Genomic DNA, 16,480 nt, shown 5'->3' with positions numbered 1-16,480 from the left:
GCACAAGCGCATGGGGCCGTCACTCGATCGGCCCACAGTGAGCCTTTTCCATCTTCAGTCTGAGCTGGCCTGATGCAGGCAGAGGACAGCCTGGACGAGGCTCGTGATGCGAGTGGTCGAGCATCGCAGCTTGCGCAGCAGTCGCCAGGACTTGAGGGTGGCGACGGCCAAGGGACACGGACCGTGCCGCCGGCTCCGCGGTACGCCTTGTCGGCCCAGCACGGGACGCTGGCCTCGGCAAGAGCATCGATGATGCCGTTCTCGCGAGCAGCGCGGACGTCGTGGACGGCTCCGTGAAGGGCGGGAGATGCCCACAACAGACGTCCGGAAGGTTCGGCGATGACCTGCACATTCATTCCGTGTTTCTTGAGCTTGCCGGAGTAGAAGGGTCGGTCGGCGGCGATCCGGTCGACGGCGGGAGCCTGCCATCCAGCAGGACGTACGCGCTTCGGTGATGTAGCGGTAGGCGGTGGTGGTGCCGATGCCGAACGCGGCCGCGAGTTGGGCGTCGGGGGGCCGTTGCGGAGGTGGGCAAGGGCGAGCAGGGCCTGCCGGCCGGCACTCAGGCGCCGCCATCGGGTGCCGAGCAGCCGGCGGTGTTCTCTCAGGCAAGTGGTGAGGAAGCGCAGGACAGAGCTGGAGAGGTCCACTCGGGAGGGGTAGACAAGCACACGAAGCCCTTGGTGGAGACGGTTCTTCTTGGTCGAAAACCATCTACCAGGGGCTTCGCTACGTTGTCAGCCCAACCACCGCATCCTGCCGACAGGTTGGAAAAGGCTCAAGAACCTCGACAATCCTCATTCTTGCTGGTCAGGGGCATTTTTCGCTTACCTGACCACCTGTCGGACAGCCTGCTTCATGAAGGCGTGACGTTAAGCAGGTGCACACAGATCAAGCCATCTGCTGCAGTGCCTACCGGCGAGACTTGGGGAATCGGTTCGCTGCAAACCGTGGGAAATGGTACAGCTTGCACTGGATCGAGTCGACAAACCAGCCAAAGTGCTCTGCAGCGATGCTTAATGAGATTGACTGCCGTTATTCCCTGGCTGAGGATGCTCCTGGAACTCCCACATGGGGATCCTAGGAGGGGGATGTAGCATGAGGAATTTCGGAAGAGCGATAACTTTCGGCTTCGTGAGCGTGGTACTCGCAGTCTTTGGCATTTCCACCCCAGCAGCCGCAGGTGGTGCTCAGGTTGGCACCGTTACGGGCGACGCTGGCCTTGACGCGACCGCCGGTCTCAAGGTCGGGCAGCCCGTCATCCACAAGCGCGGCGACGGAGTGAAGCCGCCCGCAGAGCTGGGAAACCCCTCTGAATGGGGTGTGGTAAAGATCGAAGTCAATGCGTCGACGAGTTCTTTTCAGCCGCTGGCAAATACCTGCCAAAACGTCACTCGCGGCACCTGGTGCTACGGATGGGACAAGGTCGATCCTGGAAAGAAGTGCTACTCAAACTACATGGCAAGTGTGGAACATAAATCCACAGTGCGTGTAAAGAACGTGGACTACTCCAGCGGCTGGGTGGGTGCAGGTGGAACCTCCTATGCGTATGCATATTCGGGCCTGCAGTACACGTGCTACAGCTACTACTCCAACGCCTAGTTCCCGCGGCGCGGGTTCAAGCCGTCCCAACTGGGGCAGCTAGTGTGCGACTCGGGGCCTGCACGAGGAATCGTGTGGGCCCAGAGTTGTGCCGTCCCTGCATATTTTCCGAATGGATAGGAGAGAGGGATATCAAAGACCTTTCGCTCGCTCGCGCTGTATCCCTGGCGTTGCCGCTAGGGGCTGGCCTGCTACTTGGGCTGGTGGGTCCTTTTGCTGAAAAGTCGGGTAGCCCCGTTGGTGTGGTTGTGGGTGTTATCTTCTCCAGTGGGTGGTCGTGGGCCTGTTTTGCATTTCTGGTGGGATATTTTCGGCAATCAAAAATCGAATCAACCATACTGGCTTCTTTTGGGTTGGCTATCGGTGTAGTCGCTTACTATATTTCGAAAGATTGGGGTTCTGTCGGTCAGGACGGAATGGCGACCGGCGTCTCAAGTGGAGGAACGTCCTCTAAGATCGAAGCGTGGGCATTTTTCGCGTTTGCATTCGGGGCACCTCTTGGGTTCTTGGGTAACGTCGCACGAGTGCCAGGTGTTGGCGGCCTCTTCTTTCGGCTGCTCATCCCACTCGTGGCCTATTATGAGATGTCTATGCGCTTGGCTGACGAGGCACGGGGGCTGGATTCGATTATCGTCAATCTCTGGACGGTGATTCGCGTCATTGCGGTTGTGGCTGCGCTTGCCATGGTGGGTCACACAATCTGGAGCTTTTGGCGCGCTCGGCGTAGTCGTTATTCGAGATCTGAAGAGCGCGATTGCCGAAAAGCTCGTGAGGTGAGCTGATCCCCGCGCTTCTTGTCCGCCGAGCTGGTCGGCACCGCCGGGAGCTCGGTACCCGTTGGCGGCGCCTGAGCGCGGGCCGGCAAGGCCCTGCTCACCGTCGCTCATCTGCGCAACGGCTACACCTATGCTCAACTCGCCGCCGGGTTCGGCATCGGGACCACCACCGCCTACCGGTACATCAACGAGGCCGTCGCGCTTCTGGCCGCCCTCGCCCCCACCCTCGCGGAAGCCATCCGGACATCCGGGCGGCCCGCGAACACGGCATACTCGGCGCTCTCGGCGAGGCCGACATCACCTGCTGGGCGGACGAGGGACACCAGGGTGCCGGAGGCGCCGTCCGGGTTCCCTACCGCGGCCGATGGGAGACGCTCTCCACAGGCCAGCAGGCCGTCAACCGGTCCCACGCGAAGATCTGAGCCCTCGTTGAGCAAGCCGTCGCCACCCTCAAATCCTGGCGGCTCCTCCGCAAGCTCCGATGCTCCGCCACCCGCATCACGCGTCTCGTCCCGGCCGTCCTCACCCTGCACCTGGCCAGCTCAGAGTGAGGTTGGAAAAGGCTCAGTGGCAGCGTGCCGAGCCGGGGCAGCGCGTGAGAGCGGCGGAAAGCGCGAGCGGTGACGAAGTGACCCTGAATCCGGGCTACCTCTTTCCTCGCGCACCCGACGGGACGGCGGCGGGAGCGGGAGGCGGCGTGGCCGGAGGTCAGGTGCGGGTGCACATGTGGATCGACATGGTGCCGGAGGGGTCCATGTGGCGGATGCGGAGTTCGGTGCCGTTGTACGCGATCTCCAGGCGGCCGAACACGTCCTGGGCGCCCATCGGGTACCAGGGCAGCTGGAGTGCGAGGGAGTCCTCCTTGACGGTGTCGGGGACCTTCTCGGCGACGGAGGTGGCGATGTCGGGGTCCGTGAGGTGCTGTGGGCCGGAGAGGACCTGGAGGTCCAGGCGGCCGCGATGCAGGGACCAGCGGCCGGTCCAGGTGCCGGCGATGCCGGACCAGACGATGGTCCAGGTGCCGTCGGGGCGGACGGCGGCCCGGCCGGTGTCCTTGCGGTTCTCGCCGGACAGGGTCGAGCGGATCTCCCAGGAACCCTTGACGAACTCGGCGAAGGCCCGGCCCACCACTCCGGAGGCCGCCGCGGCGGTGGGTGCCGGAGGGGAGGGCGATGGAGAGGGGGAAGCCGCTGCGGGGGGCGGGGTGGTGGGCTTGTCCTTGCCCGTGCAGGCGGACAGCAGCGCCGCGCCCGCGCCGAGCGCGAGGTAGCGCAGGGCGGTGCGGCGGCCGACGAAGCGGGCCGCCGCGCGTATCTCTCGTACCGTCACCAGGTCCCCGGAGTCGTTCAGTTGGATCTTGCACGAGTCTACGGCCGCGCCTCACCTGAGCAGCGGCGCCAGGTCGTGGGTCCAGGCGTCGCGGGCCTGGGGCCAGGTGGGGGTGCAGCCGCGGGTGCGGTCGGCCAGGTCGGCGTGGCGCTCGGGGGCCGCGCCGTGGAGCAGGCAGAGGTGGGCGGCGGCCCGGGCGGCGGGCGGTGCGTGCTCGTCGCGGCCGCCGTCGGGGTCCGGGGGCGTACGGGCGTAGGCCTCGGCGGCGGTGCGGAGCGCCCGTTCGCCGTCCGGGCCCTCGCGGATCAGCATGAGCGCGGCGAAGCGGTCGGCGGCGTCCTCCTCGGCGCGGTCCCCGCCGTACGGCAGGTCGAGCGCGTCGACGAGGGCGTGGCCGGCTTCGTGGTAGAGCGTCTCGGTCATCACGTCGGCCAGTTCCCCGTCCGTCGTGACGAGCTCCCGTTCCTCCGTCAGGTCGTCGTAGCAGAGCTCGATCCGCCGGGTTTCGGGGTCGTAGCCGGAACCCTCCCCGGCGCAGGAGCGGGCGAGGACCGTGACCTGGTACGGGAGGTCGAGGTAGGCGTTGAGGGCGTCGGCCGCGCGCTCCGCCAGTCGCCGCTCGCGCAGGAAGCGGGCGGGGGCGGGGTCGGCCGCCGCCGGTTCCTCGTACCGGGGTACGAATCCGTGTGGCGCGGGCCCGGGCTGTGCGCCGCAGCCGGCCAGGGCGAGGAGTACGGACACGCACGGTACGAGGGTCTTCCACCGTCGGCTCACCGGCCCAGTCTAGAACGTACATATATGCACGCGAGCGACCGGACTTGGGCCAACTCCCTCTGATCTAGCTCAAGTTCCCTCGCGCTCGCGGCTGTCCCGGCGGACACTTGGGGCACGTTGCCGGAGCTCTCTTGAGGGGGATGCCGATGCGGGACAGCCATCGCGACGAGGCCGAGCGGCTGTGGGAGCGGGCCGTGGACGAGGAGGCCCAGCGGGCTGCCGGGACGGGGCAACCGGTTGACAGGGCGGCGCTGCTGGCGCGCGGCCTGGAGGCGCTGGACGCCCTCGCGGCGAGCGCCGCGCAGGAGTACGAGGCGTACGTCCGGGCCCTGGACGAGGCGGCTGCCGGGGACGAGTCCCTCGGCGAGGCCTTCCGGCGCGGGAACACCTCGACGGCCTTGCTCGTGACGGCGGTTGCGGCGGCCGCCGCCGTCGGGGCCGACCTCTCGCTCGGCGTGGCGGCGGGCACGGCCCTGACCGCCGGGGCCGTCACCGGGATCGCCGGGGCGGCGGCCACCGTCGCCAAGGTGACGGCCCTGCACCTGCCCGCCGCGAACCGCCGGGCCGGGGTGCGCGGCCGCCCCGGCGGGCCGGAGCAGCTGAGGCTGCAGTGGCTGACCGCGCTGGAGGTGCGCGGGATCCGCCCGTTCCTGGAGCAGCAGCGCGCGGTGGCCGCCGCGGCGCGGGCGCCCCGGCAGCCCTCCCGGAGCACGACTCCCCAGCTGCGCGGCACCGACCGCAGTGCGGAGGCCCGGCGGCGCAGCGTGCTGGAGCAGTCCTTCGGCCACCTCCCGCAGTCCGGGGCCCTGTTCACGGGCCGGCGGGCGGAGCTGACGCGGATCGCGCAGTGGGTGCAGGCGGCCCGGGCCAGTACGGAGACCCGCCCGGTGGTCGTGGTGCTGCACGGCGAGCCGGGCGTGGGCCGCACGGCCCTGGCGCTGCGGGCCGCGGACGCGCTGCGGGACCAGTTCCGCGGCGCCTGCGTGGTGGACCTGCGGGGCGGCTCGCTCAGCGGGGAGGCGCCGCTGTCGACCCGGGAGGCGCTGCTGCACCTGCTGAACCGGCTGGGCGCCCCGCGCGAGCAGCTGCTGTTCCGCGAGGGGTCCTCGGCGCAGCAGCAGGTACGGCGCCTGGGCGAGCTGTACCACCAGCACCTCCAGGGGCTGCCGGTGACGGTGCTGCTGGACGACGCGGTGGATGCGGCGCAGGTGCGGATGCTGGTCCCGGAGCGGTCGGAGAGCCTGGTGCTGGTGACGGCGCGGGAGCCGCTGGAGCTGCCGGACCTGGCGGCGTGGGTGCACCAGCTGCCGGTGGAGCGGCTGACGGAGCCGGAGGGCGCGGAGCTGGTGCGCGCCGGGGCGGAGGCGGCCGGCGGGGCCCCGTACGAGGAGGAGGATGCGCGGGGGCTGCTCGCGCTCGGCGGCGGGCTCCCGCTGGCCCTGCGCGTCCTGGCCCCGCTGGGGGCTGCACCGGGAGAAGGTCCGCACGGCCCCGGTGGCGCCGATGCGCTGGAGGGTGCCCTCGGCCTGGCTTACGTGCGCCTGCCCGAGGAGCGGCGCCGGCTGCTGCGGCGGCTCACGCTGGCCGGGCGGGCCTCGCTCGGCCCGTCGGCCGCGGCGGCACTGATCGACGCGGACCAGGCGGCGGCCGGCCGGCTGCTGCGCGAGCTGGCGCAGGCGGGCCTGCTGGACCCGGTGCGCGGGGAGCGGTTCCGGATGCACGACGCGGTGCGCTCGTACGCGGCGGCGCGGCTCGCGGCGGACGAGGACCGGGCCGAGGCCTCGGCGGCGCACGGGCGGCTGATCCGGAACTACGCGCAGCTCGCGGACTCGGTGATCCGGATGGTCGACGGGAAGATGTCGACCCGGGCGAACCACTTCGGCGGGCACGGCTTCGCCTCGCTGGACGCGGCGCTGCGCTGGCTGGACGACGAGTCGAGCTTCATCACGGCCGCGCTGCGGCACTCGGAGGACGTGGACCAGCAGGCGGTGCTGGACCTGCTGGGCGCGCTGTGCGACTTCTGCCTGCTGCGCGGCGACCTGTACCGGCTCGGCGAGATCAACGAGCTGACGCAGGCGGTGGAGGCCGCCCGGCAGGGCGAGCCCGGCCAGGGGCGGATGGTCCGCTCGGTGCAGTGGCGTACGGGTATCGCGGCGCGCCAGCTCGGCGAGCTGGACAAGGCCCGCACGACGCTGACCTCGGTGGTCGACCAGTACATCGAGGCGCAGCAGGACGCGGGCGCGGGCATGGCGCTGATCTCGCTCGGCATCACGCTGCACCACCAGGGGCAGCTGCCGGAGGCCGCGGCCCGCATCCGCGAGGCGCTGGTGCTGCAGGAGCCGGACAAGCTGGCCGGCGACCGGGCGTGGGGGCTGCACGCGCTGGCGGCGGTGGAGCGGGACCGGGCGCACCTGGCGGAGGCGATGCAGCTGCTGGAACAGTCGCTGGCCCTGCACCGGGAGAGCGAGAGCGTGCACGGTGAGGCGTGGGCGCATTTCCAGCTGGGGCAGGTGCACCTGCGGCTCGGCGACGTTCCGCGGGCGGAGGCGGAGCTGAAGCTGGCCCTCGAGCTGTACGGGCGGACGCGCGACGAGCGCGGCCAGGCCTGGGCGCTGACCCAGCTGGGCCGGGCCCGGGTGGTGGACGGGGATCCGGGACCGGCGGTGGAGCGGCTGCGCGAGGCGCTGGCCCGGCACCGGGAGCAGGAGGACGCGCGCGGGGAGGCGTGGACGCTGTACTACCTCGGGCAGGCGCTGGAGGAGGGCGGCGAGCGCGACCAGGCGGTGCGGGAGCTGGAGCGGGCCCGGACGATGTTCTCGCGGATGCGGGACGTGTACGGGCTGGCCCACGCCCGGCACCATTCGGGCCGGGTGACGCGCGACCAGCGGGCGGCGCAGACGGGGAACCTGAAGAACTCCGGGTTCGCGCGGCAGCTGCTGGTGGATGCGCGGGCGGATTTCCGGCGGATCGGGCTGGCGCACGGAGAGGCGTGGACCTGCCTGGAACTGGCGGTGGTGGACGCGGGCAACGGCCGGGCGTCGCAGGCTCTGGGGCTGTGCGAGGAGGCGGCCCGGCTGTTCATCTCGTACGGGGACCGGCGCGGGGAGGACTGGGCCCGGTTCCTGCGCTGCACGCTGCTGCCGTACGCGCTCCCGGGCGCGGGCGTGGAGGAGGCCCGGGCGGAGCTGGCCCGGCTGGCCGCGTCGCCGCATCCGATGCGGGACGGGCGCCTGGAGGACAGCCTGGACACCTACGCGGTGGTGCTGGGGCGGGGCGTCGACCCGGCGGAGGGCTGGCAGGCGTGGCGGCTCGCGCTGGTCCCGAACCTGCACTCTCGGGAGATCATGGGCGTCCCGATGCCACCGGCCTCGCCGGCGGCCGTATGACCGCCTGAGCCGTACGGCCCGGCGGCAGGCCCGACCGCAGGCACGCGCAGCCGCCGCCCCACCCGCCCGGCGGGAGGGCGGCGGCGCATGTCCGGGGGACGGCTCCCTACGGAGCCCGGTCCGCGGCGGGGGCTGCGGCTGCCGCGCCCGCCTCCGGGGCTTCCTGGAAGTCGACCTTGCCCATGTGGCGGCTCATCGACTTCATCAGGCCCCACACCGCGAGGGCGAGGGCCGCGAACACGATGAAGCCCAGGACTCCGGGGGTCACCTTGTTCTTGTCGAAGGTGTCACCCGCCAGCGGAAGGAGCTCGGTCAGTGCTGCCTGCGTAGCGTTCATGGCTACGCATTCTCCCGGATGCCCGCGAAGAGGTCGGACTCGGGGAGGGAAGTGTCGACGAGCGACTTGGCGAGCTCGTACTCCTCCGTGGGCCAGACCTCCTTCTGGATCTCCATCGGCACGCGGAACCAGCCGCCGTCCGGGTCGATCTGCGTGGCGTGCGCGATGAGCGCCTTGTCGCGGATCTCGAAGAACTCGGCGCACGGCACGTGCGTCGTCAGCGTCCGCTCGGTGCGCTCGAACTCCTTCCAGCGCTCCAGCCACTCCCCGTACGGGGACTCCATGCCGCGCGCGAGCAGCGCCTCGTGCAGGGCGATGGTGCGCGGCTTGTTGAAGCCCTGGTTGTAGTAGAGCTTCTGCGGCTGGTAAGCGGGGCCGAACTCGGCCTCCGGGTACTTCTCGGTGTCGGCCGCGCCGTCGAAGGCCACCATCGAGATCTTGTGGGTCATGATGTGGTCGGGGTGCGGGTAGCCGCCGTTCTCGTCGTACGTGGTGATGACCTGCGGCCGGAACTCGCGGATCTTCTTCACGAGGCGGCCGGCCGCCTCGTCCACGTCCTCCAGGGCGAAGCAGCCGTCGGGCAGCGGGGGCAGCGGGTCGCCCTCCGGCAGGCCTGAGTCGACGTAGCCCAGCCACTCCTGGTCGATGCCGAGGATCTGGCGCGCCTCGTCCATCTCCTTGGCGCGGACCTCGTGGATGTTCTTCTCGATGTACTCGTCACCCTGGAGCTTGGGGTTGAGGATCGAGCCGCGCTCGCCCCCCGTGCAGGTCACCACGAGCACGGGAACCCCCTCGGACACGTACTTGGCCATGGTGGCCGCGCCCTTGCTCGACTCGTCGTCGGGGTGGGCATGGACGGCCATCAGTCGAAGCTGCTCGGTCAAGACAGGATCCTCTTTAAGTCGTCAGGGCATCGCCTCCTATAGTGACCGAATCGGGGGGTGGAAAAATTCCGGGGCTGCCCCTGGGATGCTGGAGTCCGGCCCTCCCGAAAGGAACGATCGATGAGTGCGGTGCGCGAGGGGCTGCCCGAGGGTCGTTACGGGCGGTCGGCGGACGAGCGTGCGGACCGGAAGCTCAAGATCGTCGGTTCGGTGCTGGGTGTCGGGCTGCTGGCGCTGGTGGGCTGGATCGGCTGGGACTACGTCGCCGGTCAGAGCGTCAGCGCCGAGGTGATCAAGTTCCAGGTGGTCTCCGACACCGAGGTGAAGGTGCACCTGGAGGTGCGCAAGGACGCCTCGGTCACCGGAGTGTGCACGCTGAGCTCCCAGAACGAGGAGCACGCGGAGGTCGGCCGCGCCGACTTCACCTTCGGGCAGAAGGGCACGCGGGTGGACGAGATGCTCTCGTTGAAGACCACCGGCCGCGCGACGATGATCGAACTGGTGGGCTGCCAGGCAGCGACGGGCACCACGCCCACGGCAGACTGAGCTCTTTCCTGCTCACGGGCCCAATGACACACTTCATACACATGGTGTCCTCCCCCTTTTCTTCCCGAATTGTTAGGCTCGTGGTTTCGCCCGCCGCTGGCGGCTATGTAGTCCCCTGTACCGACGAGGAGCACCCGTGACCCAGACGAGCGAGAGCGTCACCTGGCTGACCCAGGCGGCGTACGACCAGCTGAAGGCCGAGCTGGACTACCTCTCTGGTCCCGCACGCACGGAGATCGCCACCAAGATCGCAGCCGCCCGCGAGGAGGGCGACCTGCGCGAGAACGGCGGTTACCACGCGGCCAAGGAGGAGCAGGGCAAGCAGGAGCTCCGTGTCCGCCAGCTGACGCAGCTCCTCGAGAACGCCAAGGTCGGCACCGCACCCGCCGCCGACGGCGAGGTCGCGCCCGGCACGGTCGTCACCATCGCCTTCGACGGCGACGAGGACGACACGATGTCCTTCCTGCTCGCCTCGCGCGAGTACGCGTCCTCCGACTTCGAGACCTACTCCCCGCAGTCCCCGCTGGGCACCGGTGTGATGGGCAAGAAGATCGGCGAGGACGCCGAGTACGAGCTGCCGAACGGCAAGAAGGCCACCGTCAAGATCCTCGACGTCAAGCCCTTCACCGGCTGATCACCCCACGAGATCGAGAAGCCCCCGCCGGAGCGATCCGGCGGGGGCTTTCCCGTTCCTGTGCGCCTTACGCGGTCGCCGAGCGGTATTTGCGGACCGACAGGGTCCGGAAGAGCGCGATGATCAGTACGGACCACAGGACCGACGCGAGCACCGGGTGCTGCATCGGCCAGGCCGCCGGGGCCTCGTACCCCGGCGGGAAGTTGCCGAACAGCCCGCGGGCCGCCTGGACGGTGGCGCTGAAGGGGTTCCACTCGGCGATGGTCCGCAGGAACGTCGGCATGTTGTCGGAGGGGACGAAGGCGTTCGAGATGAACGTCAGCGGGAAGAGCCAGATCAGCCCGCCCGAGGTGGCCGCCTCCGGGGTGCGCACCGACAGGCCGATCAGCGCGCCGATCCAGGAGAACGCGTACCCGAGCAGGAGCAGCAGGGCGAAGCCGGCCAGCACCTCGCCGGCGCTCGTGTGGGTGCGCCAGCCGACGAGCAGGGCGACCACGGCCAGGATGACCAGCGTGAGGGTGGTCTGGACGAGGTCGGCGAGTGTGCGGCCGGTCAGGACCGCCCCGCGGGCCATGGGCAGCGAGCGGAACCGGTCGATCAGGCCCTTGTGCATGTCGTCCGCGATGCCCGCGCCCGCGCCGGCCGTGGCGAAGGTGACGGTCTGGGCGAAGATGCCGGCCATCAGGAACTCGCGGTAGGCGGCGGGCGAGGTGTTGCCGTCGACGCTGATCGAGCCGCCGAAGACGTAGCTGAACAGCACGACGAACATGACCGGCTGGATGACCCCGAAAATTATCATTTCGGGAATCCTGGACATGCGGATCAAATTCCGCTTTGCGATGACCAGGGAGTCGTTGACGCCCTGGACGATGCCGCCGCGCGGGCGCGGTGCCGCGAGCTGCGGGGCCGGGGAGGCGGTGGTCACTGGGCCGCCTCCTTCGATACGGGTGCCGAGGCCGGTTCCGGTGCCGGCGCCGGCGCCGAGGCCGGCACCGATGCCCGGTGGCCGCGGCGGCCCTTGGCGTCCGGCGGGACGCCCTCGCCGTTCTCCTCGTCGGCCAGGGCGGCCGCGTGGCCGGTGAGGGAGATGAACACGTCGTCGAGGGTGGGCCGGCGCAGGCCGATGTCGTCGATCTCGATGCTGCGGGCGTCCAGCTCGCGGATGACCTCGGCGAGCAGCTTGGCGCCGCCGGTGACGGGGACGGTCAGCTTGCGGGTGTGCTCCTCGACGGTGGTCTCGCCCTTGCCGAAGCCGGCGAGCACCGTGCGGGCGTCGGGGATGCGGTCGCGCTCGTGGACGACGACCTCGACGCGTTCGCCGCCGGTCCGGGCCTTGAGCTGGTCGGAGGTGCCGCGGGCGATGACCTTGCCGTGGTCGACCACGCAGATGTCGTGCGCGAGGTGGTCGGCCTCCTCCAGGTACTGGGTGGTGAGCAGCAGGGTGGTGCCGCCGGCCACGAGCTCCTGGATGACGTCCCAGAGCTGCTGGCGGTTGCGCGGGTCGAGGCCGGTGGTCGGCTCGTCCATGAACATGACGGGCGGGCGGACGACGAGTGCGGCCGCGAGGTCCAGGCGCCGGCGCATGCCGCCGGAGTACGTCTTCGCGGTGCGGTCGGCGGCGTCGGCGAGGCTGAAGCGCTCCAGCAGTTCGCCGGCCCGGGCCTTCGCCGCCTTGCCGCTCATCTGGTAGAGCCGGCCGACCATCTGGAGGTTCTCGCGGCCGGTCAGGTACTCGTCGACGGCGGCGAACTGGCCGGACAGGCCGATGGCGCGGCGGACTTCGTTGGGGTGCTTGAGGACGTCGATCCCGGCGACGACGGCCTTGCCGCTGTCGGGCTTGAGGAGGGTGGTCAGGACACGCACGGCCGTGGTCTTGCCGGCACCGTTGGGGCCGAGCAGGCCCAGCACGGTGCCTTCGGGGACATCGAGGTCCACGCCGTCCAGTGCCCTTACCTCGCCGAAGGTCTTGACCAGGCCTTCGGCATAGATGGCGCCTGGCATTTGGGTTCTCCCAGTGTGCATCGGGCCAGCAGAATCGTTACATTCCCACGCAATCCTAGGGACGCCGGGCCGTCCTCGCCCGGCCGTTCGGGTGACATACGCTATCGCGTTATATCGCGTGCCGCTACGGGACTGCCGCCGTTTCGCGGGGGCCGGGCGCCCCGGTTCGGCTCAGCTCGGTTCGGCTCAGCTCGGTTCGGCTCAGCCCATGACCGTGTACCCGGCCGCGTGCAGCGAGCGCGCGACCTCCCTGCAGTGCTCCGGGCCCTTCGTCTCCAGGTGCAGCTCCACCTCCACCTCGGTGAGCCCCAGGCGCGGGTCGGTCCGTACGTGGCTCACGTCCAGCACGTTCGCATCCACCACTGACAACACCCCCAGGAGCCCGGCCAGCGCCCCCGGCCGATCGGCCACGCGCAGCCGCAGCGAGAGGTAGCGGCCCGCCGCCGCCATGCCGTGCCGCAGGATCCGCTGGAGCAGCAGCGGGTCGATGTTCCCGCCGGACAGGACGGCGACCACCGGGCCGCCCCCGCCGTACAGCTCGGGCCGGCTCATCAGGGCGGCCACCGGGCTGCAGCCGGCGGGCTCGACGACGAGCTTGGCGCGCTCCAGGCAGAGCAGCAGGGCGCTGGAGAGGGCGTCCTCGGAAACCGTGCGCACGCCGTCGAGGAGGTCGCCGATGATGTTGAAGGGAATGTCACCGGGGCGGCCGACCTTGATGCCGTCCGCCATCGTGACCGGGTTGTCGATCGAGACCGGGTGCCCGACCCGCAGCGAGGGCGGGTAGGCGGCGGCGCCCTCCGCCTGAACGCCGATCACCTTGACGTCCGGCCGCAGCGCCTTCACCGCGACCGCGATGCCCGCCGCGAGGCCGCCGCCCCCGATGCCGACGAGGATCGTCCGCACCTCGGGGCACTGCTCGAGGATCTCCAGGCCGACCGTGCCCTGGCCCGCGATGATGTCGCGGTGGTCGAAGGGGTGGATGAACACCGCCCCGGTGCGGTCCGCGTACTCCTGGGCCGCCGCCAGGGTCTCGTCGACGACCTGCCCGGACATCCGCACGTCGGCGCCGTACTCCTGCGTGGCCGCCACCTTCGGCAGCGGCGCCCCGACCGGCATGAACACCGTGGAGCGGACGCCGAGGAGGGAGGAGGCCAGGGCCACGCCCTGCGCGTGGTTGCCGGCGCTGGCGGCGACGACGCCCGCGGCCCGCTGCTCGGGGCGCAGGCCCGAGATGCGCACGTACGCACCGCGCAGTTTGAAGGAGCCGGTCCTCTGGAGGTTCTCGCACTTGAAGTGGACCGGGGAGCCGGTGAGGGCGGTCAGGTGCCGGCTGCCTTCCATCGGCGTGACCCGGGCGACGCCCGAGAGCATCTTCTGGGCCCCCCGGACGTCGTCGAGGATGACCTGCGGGACGGGCACGGGCACGCGGTAGTTCATGCCGCCAGTCTCGCAGCCCGCGCGGATCACGGCGGCCGGCCGGCAGCCCGGCCGACGGCCGCCCGGCAACCCGCCCGACGGCCCCGCCCACCGCCCGGCCGCCCGGCCGGCAGCCCGCCAACGGCCCGGCAGGGAAAGCCCACAGGGGGCGAAATCCGGCCATCCGGGACGACCTCGGGGCCTTGGTCCCCGCCGCCCGTACCAGTTCTCGTACGAGACGTACGAGCCGCCCCACGGCCGCGTACTCTGTCCCCCATCCTTGTCGGCCCCACGTGAAGAGAGCTCACGGCCATGCCTTCCACCCCGGCCAATTCCGACCTGCCCACGGCGGCCGAGGCGTCCGCCGAAGCCGGTCTCCTCGACGCGCTCCAGCACCAGGTGGCCGTCTTCGCCCGCCGCGCCGAGCAGACCCGCCTGGGCGGGGTCGGCCAGGCCCGCAACTCGATGGACCGCGCCGCGTACCTGCTGCTGAACCGGCTCGACCTGGAAGGCCCGATGGGCGTCAAGGCGCTCGCCGGCGGCATGGGCATCGACTCCTCCACGGTGACCCGCCAGGTCGCGCCGCTCGTCGACAGCGGTCTGGTCAAGCGCACCTCGCACCCGGAGGACGGGCGCGCCGTGGTCCTCGCGCTCTCCCCTCGCGGCCTCGCCCGGCTCGAGGAGGTCCGCTCCTCGCGGCGCGAGCTGATGGCCCGGGTGACCGAGGACTGGAGCGAGGACGAGCGCGAGTCGTTCACCGTCCTGCTGACCCGTTTCAACGGCTCGCTGTCGGAGCTGATGGGCGCCGTCTCGGAGGCGGGCCCCGCTTCCTGAGCGCGGACGTGAGCCGGGGCCGTCCGACCCCTTGACCGGGGCGGTCCCGCTGCCCGCACTATGTGGCCTGTGGACGACCACCTGCCGGGCGCCTACGCGGAGTTCGAAGCCTTCGTCGCGGGTGCGGCGGGGCGGCTCCTGCATGTCGCCGTCCTGCTGACGGCCGAGCCGGAGACCGGGCCCGCCGCCGCCCGCCGGCTGCTCGCGGACGCGCTGGCCCGTACGTACGCGAACTGGCGCCGGGTGCGCGGCGACGACCCGTACGACCACACCCGCCGGGAGCTGTGCGACGCGTTCGCCCGCACCGGCTGGCGCCACCACGGCGGCCGGGGGCTGCTCGCGCGGCTCGGCCCGCTGGAACGGCTCGTGCTGGTGCTGCGCGTGTACGAGGGCGTTGCGGAGGAGGTCACCGCCGCGCAGCTGGGGATGCCGGTCGAGCGGGTGCGGGTGCTGTGCAACCGGGCCGTGGCCGCGATGCGCTCGCGGGAGGCCGCATGAGCGTCCCCGACCGCAAGGAGGACCAGGTCAGGCGGCTGCTGGAGGGCCCCCACCCGGTGGTCCCGGCCGGGCTGGCGGCCAGTGCCGCGGCCCGCGGGGACCGGCTGCTGCGCCGCCGCCGGGCCCTGCGCCGGGCCGGGTGGGCCCTGCTGTTCGCGGCGGCGGTGGCCTTCGCGGTGTGGGCCTCGCTGGCCCGGCCGTGGGAGATCCCGCCGAGCGGTGTCTCCCCGCCCCTGGAGGGCTGGTGACCACCGCTCGGCGGTTGTTGCCGTAAGAGCCGTACGGGATGCTCAGCCGATGGCCTGGGTCAGGTCCGCCAGCAGGTCGTCGGCGTTCTCGATGCCGACGGAGACGCGGACCAGGTCCGCCGGGACCTCCAGGGCCGAGCCGGCCACCGAGGCGTGGGTCATGCGGCCCGGGTGCTCGATGAGGGACTCGACGCCGCCGAGGGACTCGGCCAGGGTGAAGATCTTGGTGCGGGCGCAGAGGTCGACCGCCGCCTGCTCCCCGCCGACGACGCAGAAGGAGATCATGCCGCCGAAGTTGCGCATCTGCTTGGCGGCGATCTCGTGGCCCGGGTGCTCGGCCAGGCCCGGGTAGAGGACCTTGTGCACCTTGGGGTGGCGGGTCAGCATCTCGGCGATCTTCGCCGCGTTCTCCGCGTGCCGGTCCATGCGGACGGCCAGCGTCTTGATGCCGCGCAGCACGATCCAGGAGTCGAAGGGGCCGGCCACGGCGCCCATCGCGTTCTGGTGGTAGGCCAGTTCCTCGCCGAGCGCCGCGTCGGCGGTGACCAGCGCGCCCCCGACCACGTCGGAGTGGCCGCCCATGTACTTGGTCAGCGAGTGCACGACCACGTCCGCGCCGAGCGCGAGGGGCTGCTGGAGGTAGGGCGAGGCGAAGGTGTTGTCCACGACCAGCTTGGCGCCGGCCGACCGCGCGATGTCGGCGACGACCGCGATGTCGGTGATGCCGAGCAGCGGGTTGGAGGGGGTCTCTACCCAGATGACCTTCGTCTTCGGCGTCAGGGCGGCCCGTACGGACGCCGCGTCGGAGGTGTCGGCCACCGACCACTCCACGCCCCAGCGGGAGACGACCTTCGCGAAGAGGCGGAAGGTGCCGCCGTACGCGTCGTTCGGGATGACCACGTGGTCGCCCGGGGAGAGCAGCGTACGCAGCAGGCAGTCCTCGGCGGCGAGCCCGGACGCGAAGGCGAGGCCGCGCCGGCCGCCCTCCAGCGCCGCGAGGTTCTCCTCGAGCGCGGTCCGGGTCGGGTTCGCGCTGCGGCTGTACTCGTAGCCGCCGCGCAGTCCGCCGACGCCGTCCTGCTTGTACGTGGACACCTGGTAGATCGGGGGCACGACCGCGCCGGTCAGCGGGTCCGCCGTGTTGCCCGCGTGGATCGCGCGGGTCTCGAAGCTCTGGTGCTCGTGGCTGTCGTCGCTCATGAAGCAGAGCTTATG

16 protein-coding genes and 2 pseudogenes are annotated in these 16,480 nt (G+C 70.9%); 9 read left to right on the top strand and 9 right to left on the bottom strand.

Annotated features, from left to right (window positions below; translation table 11 throughout):
• Positions 1-54: 54 nt before the first annotated feature.
• Positions 55-671, bottom strand: a pseudogene (locus tag IF09_RS42485) (transposase family protein).
• A gap of 463 nt (positions 672-1,134) precedes the next feature.
• Here IF09_RS42485 and IF09_RS45415 point away from each other — a divergent pair.
• From IF09_RS45415 to IF09_RS42475, 3 genes and pseudogenes are all read left to right on the top strand, one after another.
• A complete protein-coding gene (locus tag IF09_RS45415; RefSeq protein WP_158709888.1) occupies positions 1,135-1,602 on the top strand; it encodes a hypothetical protein in 468 nt (155 codons plus the stop codon).
• A 203-nt stretch (positions 1,603-1,805) separates the two neighbouring features.
• Positions 1,806-2,384, top strand: a complete 579-nt coding sequence (locus IF09_RS42480; protein ID WP_234320843.1) for a hypothetical protein — start codon at positions 1,806-1,808, stop codon at positions 2,382-2,384.
• A pseudogene (locus tag IF09_RS42475) lies at positions 2,381-2,929 on the top strand (transposase family protein). Before IF09_RS42480 ends, IF09_RS42475 begins: the two are co-directional and overlap by 4 nt.
• A 157-nt stretch (positions 2,930-3,086) precedes the next feature.
• Here IF09_RS42475 and IF09_RS0100760 read toward each other — a convergent pair.
• Both IF09_RS0100760 and IF09_RS0100755 read right to left on the bottom strand, forming a co-directional pair.
• Entirely contained in the window at positions 3,087-3,707 is a 621-nt protein-coding gene (locus tag IF09_RS0100760) for a hypothetical protein (RefSeq protein ID WP_030290874.1), read from the bottom strand.
• Between the two features lie 51 nt (positions 3,708-3,758).
• Positions 3,759-4,481: a DUF4344 domain-containing metallopeptidase gene (locus IF09_RS0100755; RefSeq protein ID WP_078612984.1), complete on the bottom strand. Its 723-nt coding sequence runs from the start codon at positions 4,479-4,481 to the stop codon at positions 3,759-3,761.
• 146 nt (positions 4,482-4,627) lie between these two features.
• Between IF09_RS0100755 and IF09_RS0100750 the strand changes: the two genes are divergently transcribed.
• Positions 4,628-7,867, top strand: coding sequence for a tetratricopeptide repeat protein (locus IF09_RS0100750; protein WP_030290870.1), 3,240 nt, complete (start codon positions 4,628-4,630; stop codon positions 7,865-7,867).
• A 106-nt stretch (positions 7,868-7,973) separates the two neighbouring features.
• Here IF09_RS0100750 and IF09_RS0100745 read toward each other — a convergent pair whose 3' ends face one another.
• Both IF09_RS0100745 and mca read right to left on the bottom strand, forming a co-directional pair.
• Positions 7,974-8,204, bottom strand: a complete 231-nt coding sequence (locus IF09_RS0100745; RefSeq protein ID WP_030290865.1) for a hypothetical protein — start codon at positions 8,202-8,204, stop codon at positions 7,974-7,976.
• A gap of 2 nt (positions 8,205-8,206) precedes the next feature.
• Complete coding sequence (gene mca, locus IF09_RS0100740) at positions 8,207-9,088, bottom strand: mycothiol conjugate amidase Mca (RefSeq protein WP_037633585.1); 882 nt, start codon at positions 9,086-9,088, stop codon at positions 8,207-8,209.
• Between the two features lie 120 nt (positions 9,089-9,208).
• Here mca and IF09_RS0100735 point away from each other — a divergent pair, with 120 nt between their 5' ends.
• Positions 9,209-9,634 carry a DUF4307 domain-containing protein gene (locus IF09_RS0100735; RefSeq protein ID WP_030290861.1) on the top strand — a complete coding sequence of 142 codons (426 nt, stop codon included), beginning with the start codon at positions 9,209-9,211 and terminating at the stop codon, positions 9,632-9,634.
• 136 nt (positions 9,635-9,770) lie between these two features.
• The gene (gene greA / locus IF09_RS0100730) at positions 9,771-10,268 is read left to right on the top strand and encodes a transcription elongation factor GreA (RefSeq protein ID WP_030290859.1); all 498 of its coding nucleotides are present in this window, start codon (positions 9,771-9,773) and stop codon (positions 10,266-10,268) included.
• 67 nt (positions 10,269-10,335) lie between these two features.
• Here the strand turns inward: greA and IF09_RS0100725 are convergent, their stop codons facing one another.
• From IF09_RS0100725 to ilvA, 3 genes are all read right to left on the bottom strand, one after another.
• Positions 10,336-11,193 carry an ABC transporter permease gene (locus tag IF09_RS0100725; protein ID WP_030290857.1) on the bottom strand — a complete coding sequence of 286 codons (858 nt, stop codon included), beginning with the start codon at positions 11,191-11,193 and terminating at the stop codon, positions 10,336-10,338.
• Positions 11,190-12,269, bottom strand: coding sequence for a daunorubicin resistance protein DrrA family ABC transporter ATP-binding protein (locus tag IF09_RS0100720; protein ID WP_030290855.1), 1,080 nt, complete (start codon positions 12,267-12,269; stop codon positions 11,190-11,192). The genes IF09_RS0100725 and IF09_RS0100720 overlap by 4 nt, the downstream gene beginning before the upstream one ends.
• A gap of 201 nt (positions 12,270-12,470) precedes the next feature.
• The gene (gene ilvA, locus IF09_RS0100715; protein ID WP_030290851.1) at positions 12,471-13,706 is read right to left on the bottom strand and encodes a threonine ammonia-lyase; all 1,236 of its coding nucleotides are present in this window, start codon (positions 13,704-13,706) and stop codon (positions 12,471-12,473) included.
• Positions 13,707-13,997: 291 nt separating this feature from the next.
• Here ilvA and IF09_RS0100710 point away from each other — a divergent pair, with 291 nt between their 5' ends.
• From IF09_RS0100710 to IF09_RS0100700, 3 genes are all read left to right on the top strand, one after another.
• Entirely contained in the window at positions 13,998-14,519 is a 522-nt protein-coding gene (locus tag IF09_RS0100710; RefSeq protein WP_051831981.1) for a MarR family winged helix-turn-helix transcriptional regulator, read from the top strand.
• 69 nt (positions 14,520-14,588) lie between these two features.
• Complete coding sequence (locus tag IF09_RS0100705) at positions 14,589-15,017, top strand: sigma factor-like helix-turn-helix DNA-binding protein (RefSeq protein WP_030290840.1); 429 nt, start codon at positions 14,589-14,591, stop codon at positions 15,015-15,017.
• On the top strand, positions 15,014-15,265 hold the full coding sequence (locus IF09_RS0100700) for a hypothetical protein (RefSeq protein ID WP_030290839.1): 252 nt from the start codon (positions 15,014-15,016) through the stop codon (positions 15,263-15,265). The genes IF09_RS0100705 and IF09_RS0100700 overlap by 4 nt, the downstream gene beginning before the upstream one ends.
• Before the next feature lie 42 nt (positions 15,266-15,307).
• Here the strand turns inward: IF09_RS0100700 and IF09_RS0100695 are convergent, their stop codons facing one another.
• Positions 15,308-16,465, bottom strand: coding sequence for a cystathionine gamma-synthase (locus IF09_RS0100695; RefSeq protein ID WP_030290837.1), 1,158 nt, complete (start codon positions 16,463-16,465; stop codon positions 15,308-15,310).
• Between the last annotated feature and the right edge of the window lie 15 nt (positions 16,466-16,480).

It is taken from the genome of Streptomyces katrae (assembly GCF_000717655.1).
GTDB lineage: Bacteria > Actinomycetota > Actinomycetes > Streptomycetales > Streptomycetaceae > Streptomyces > Streptomyces katrae_B.
Note: the sequence above shows the minus strand (reverse complement) of the source record. Positions and strands in the feature narration are given on the sequence as shown.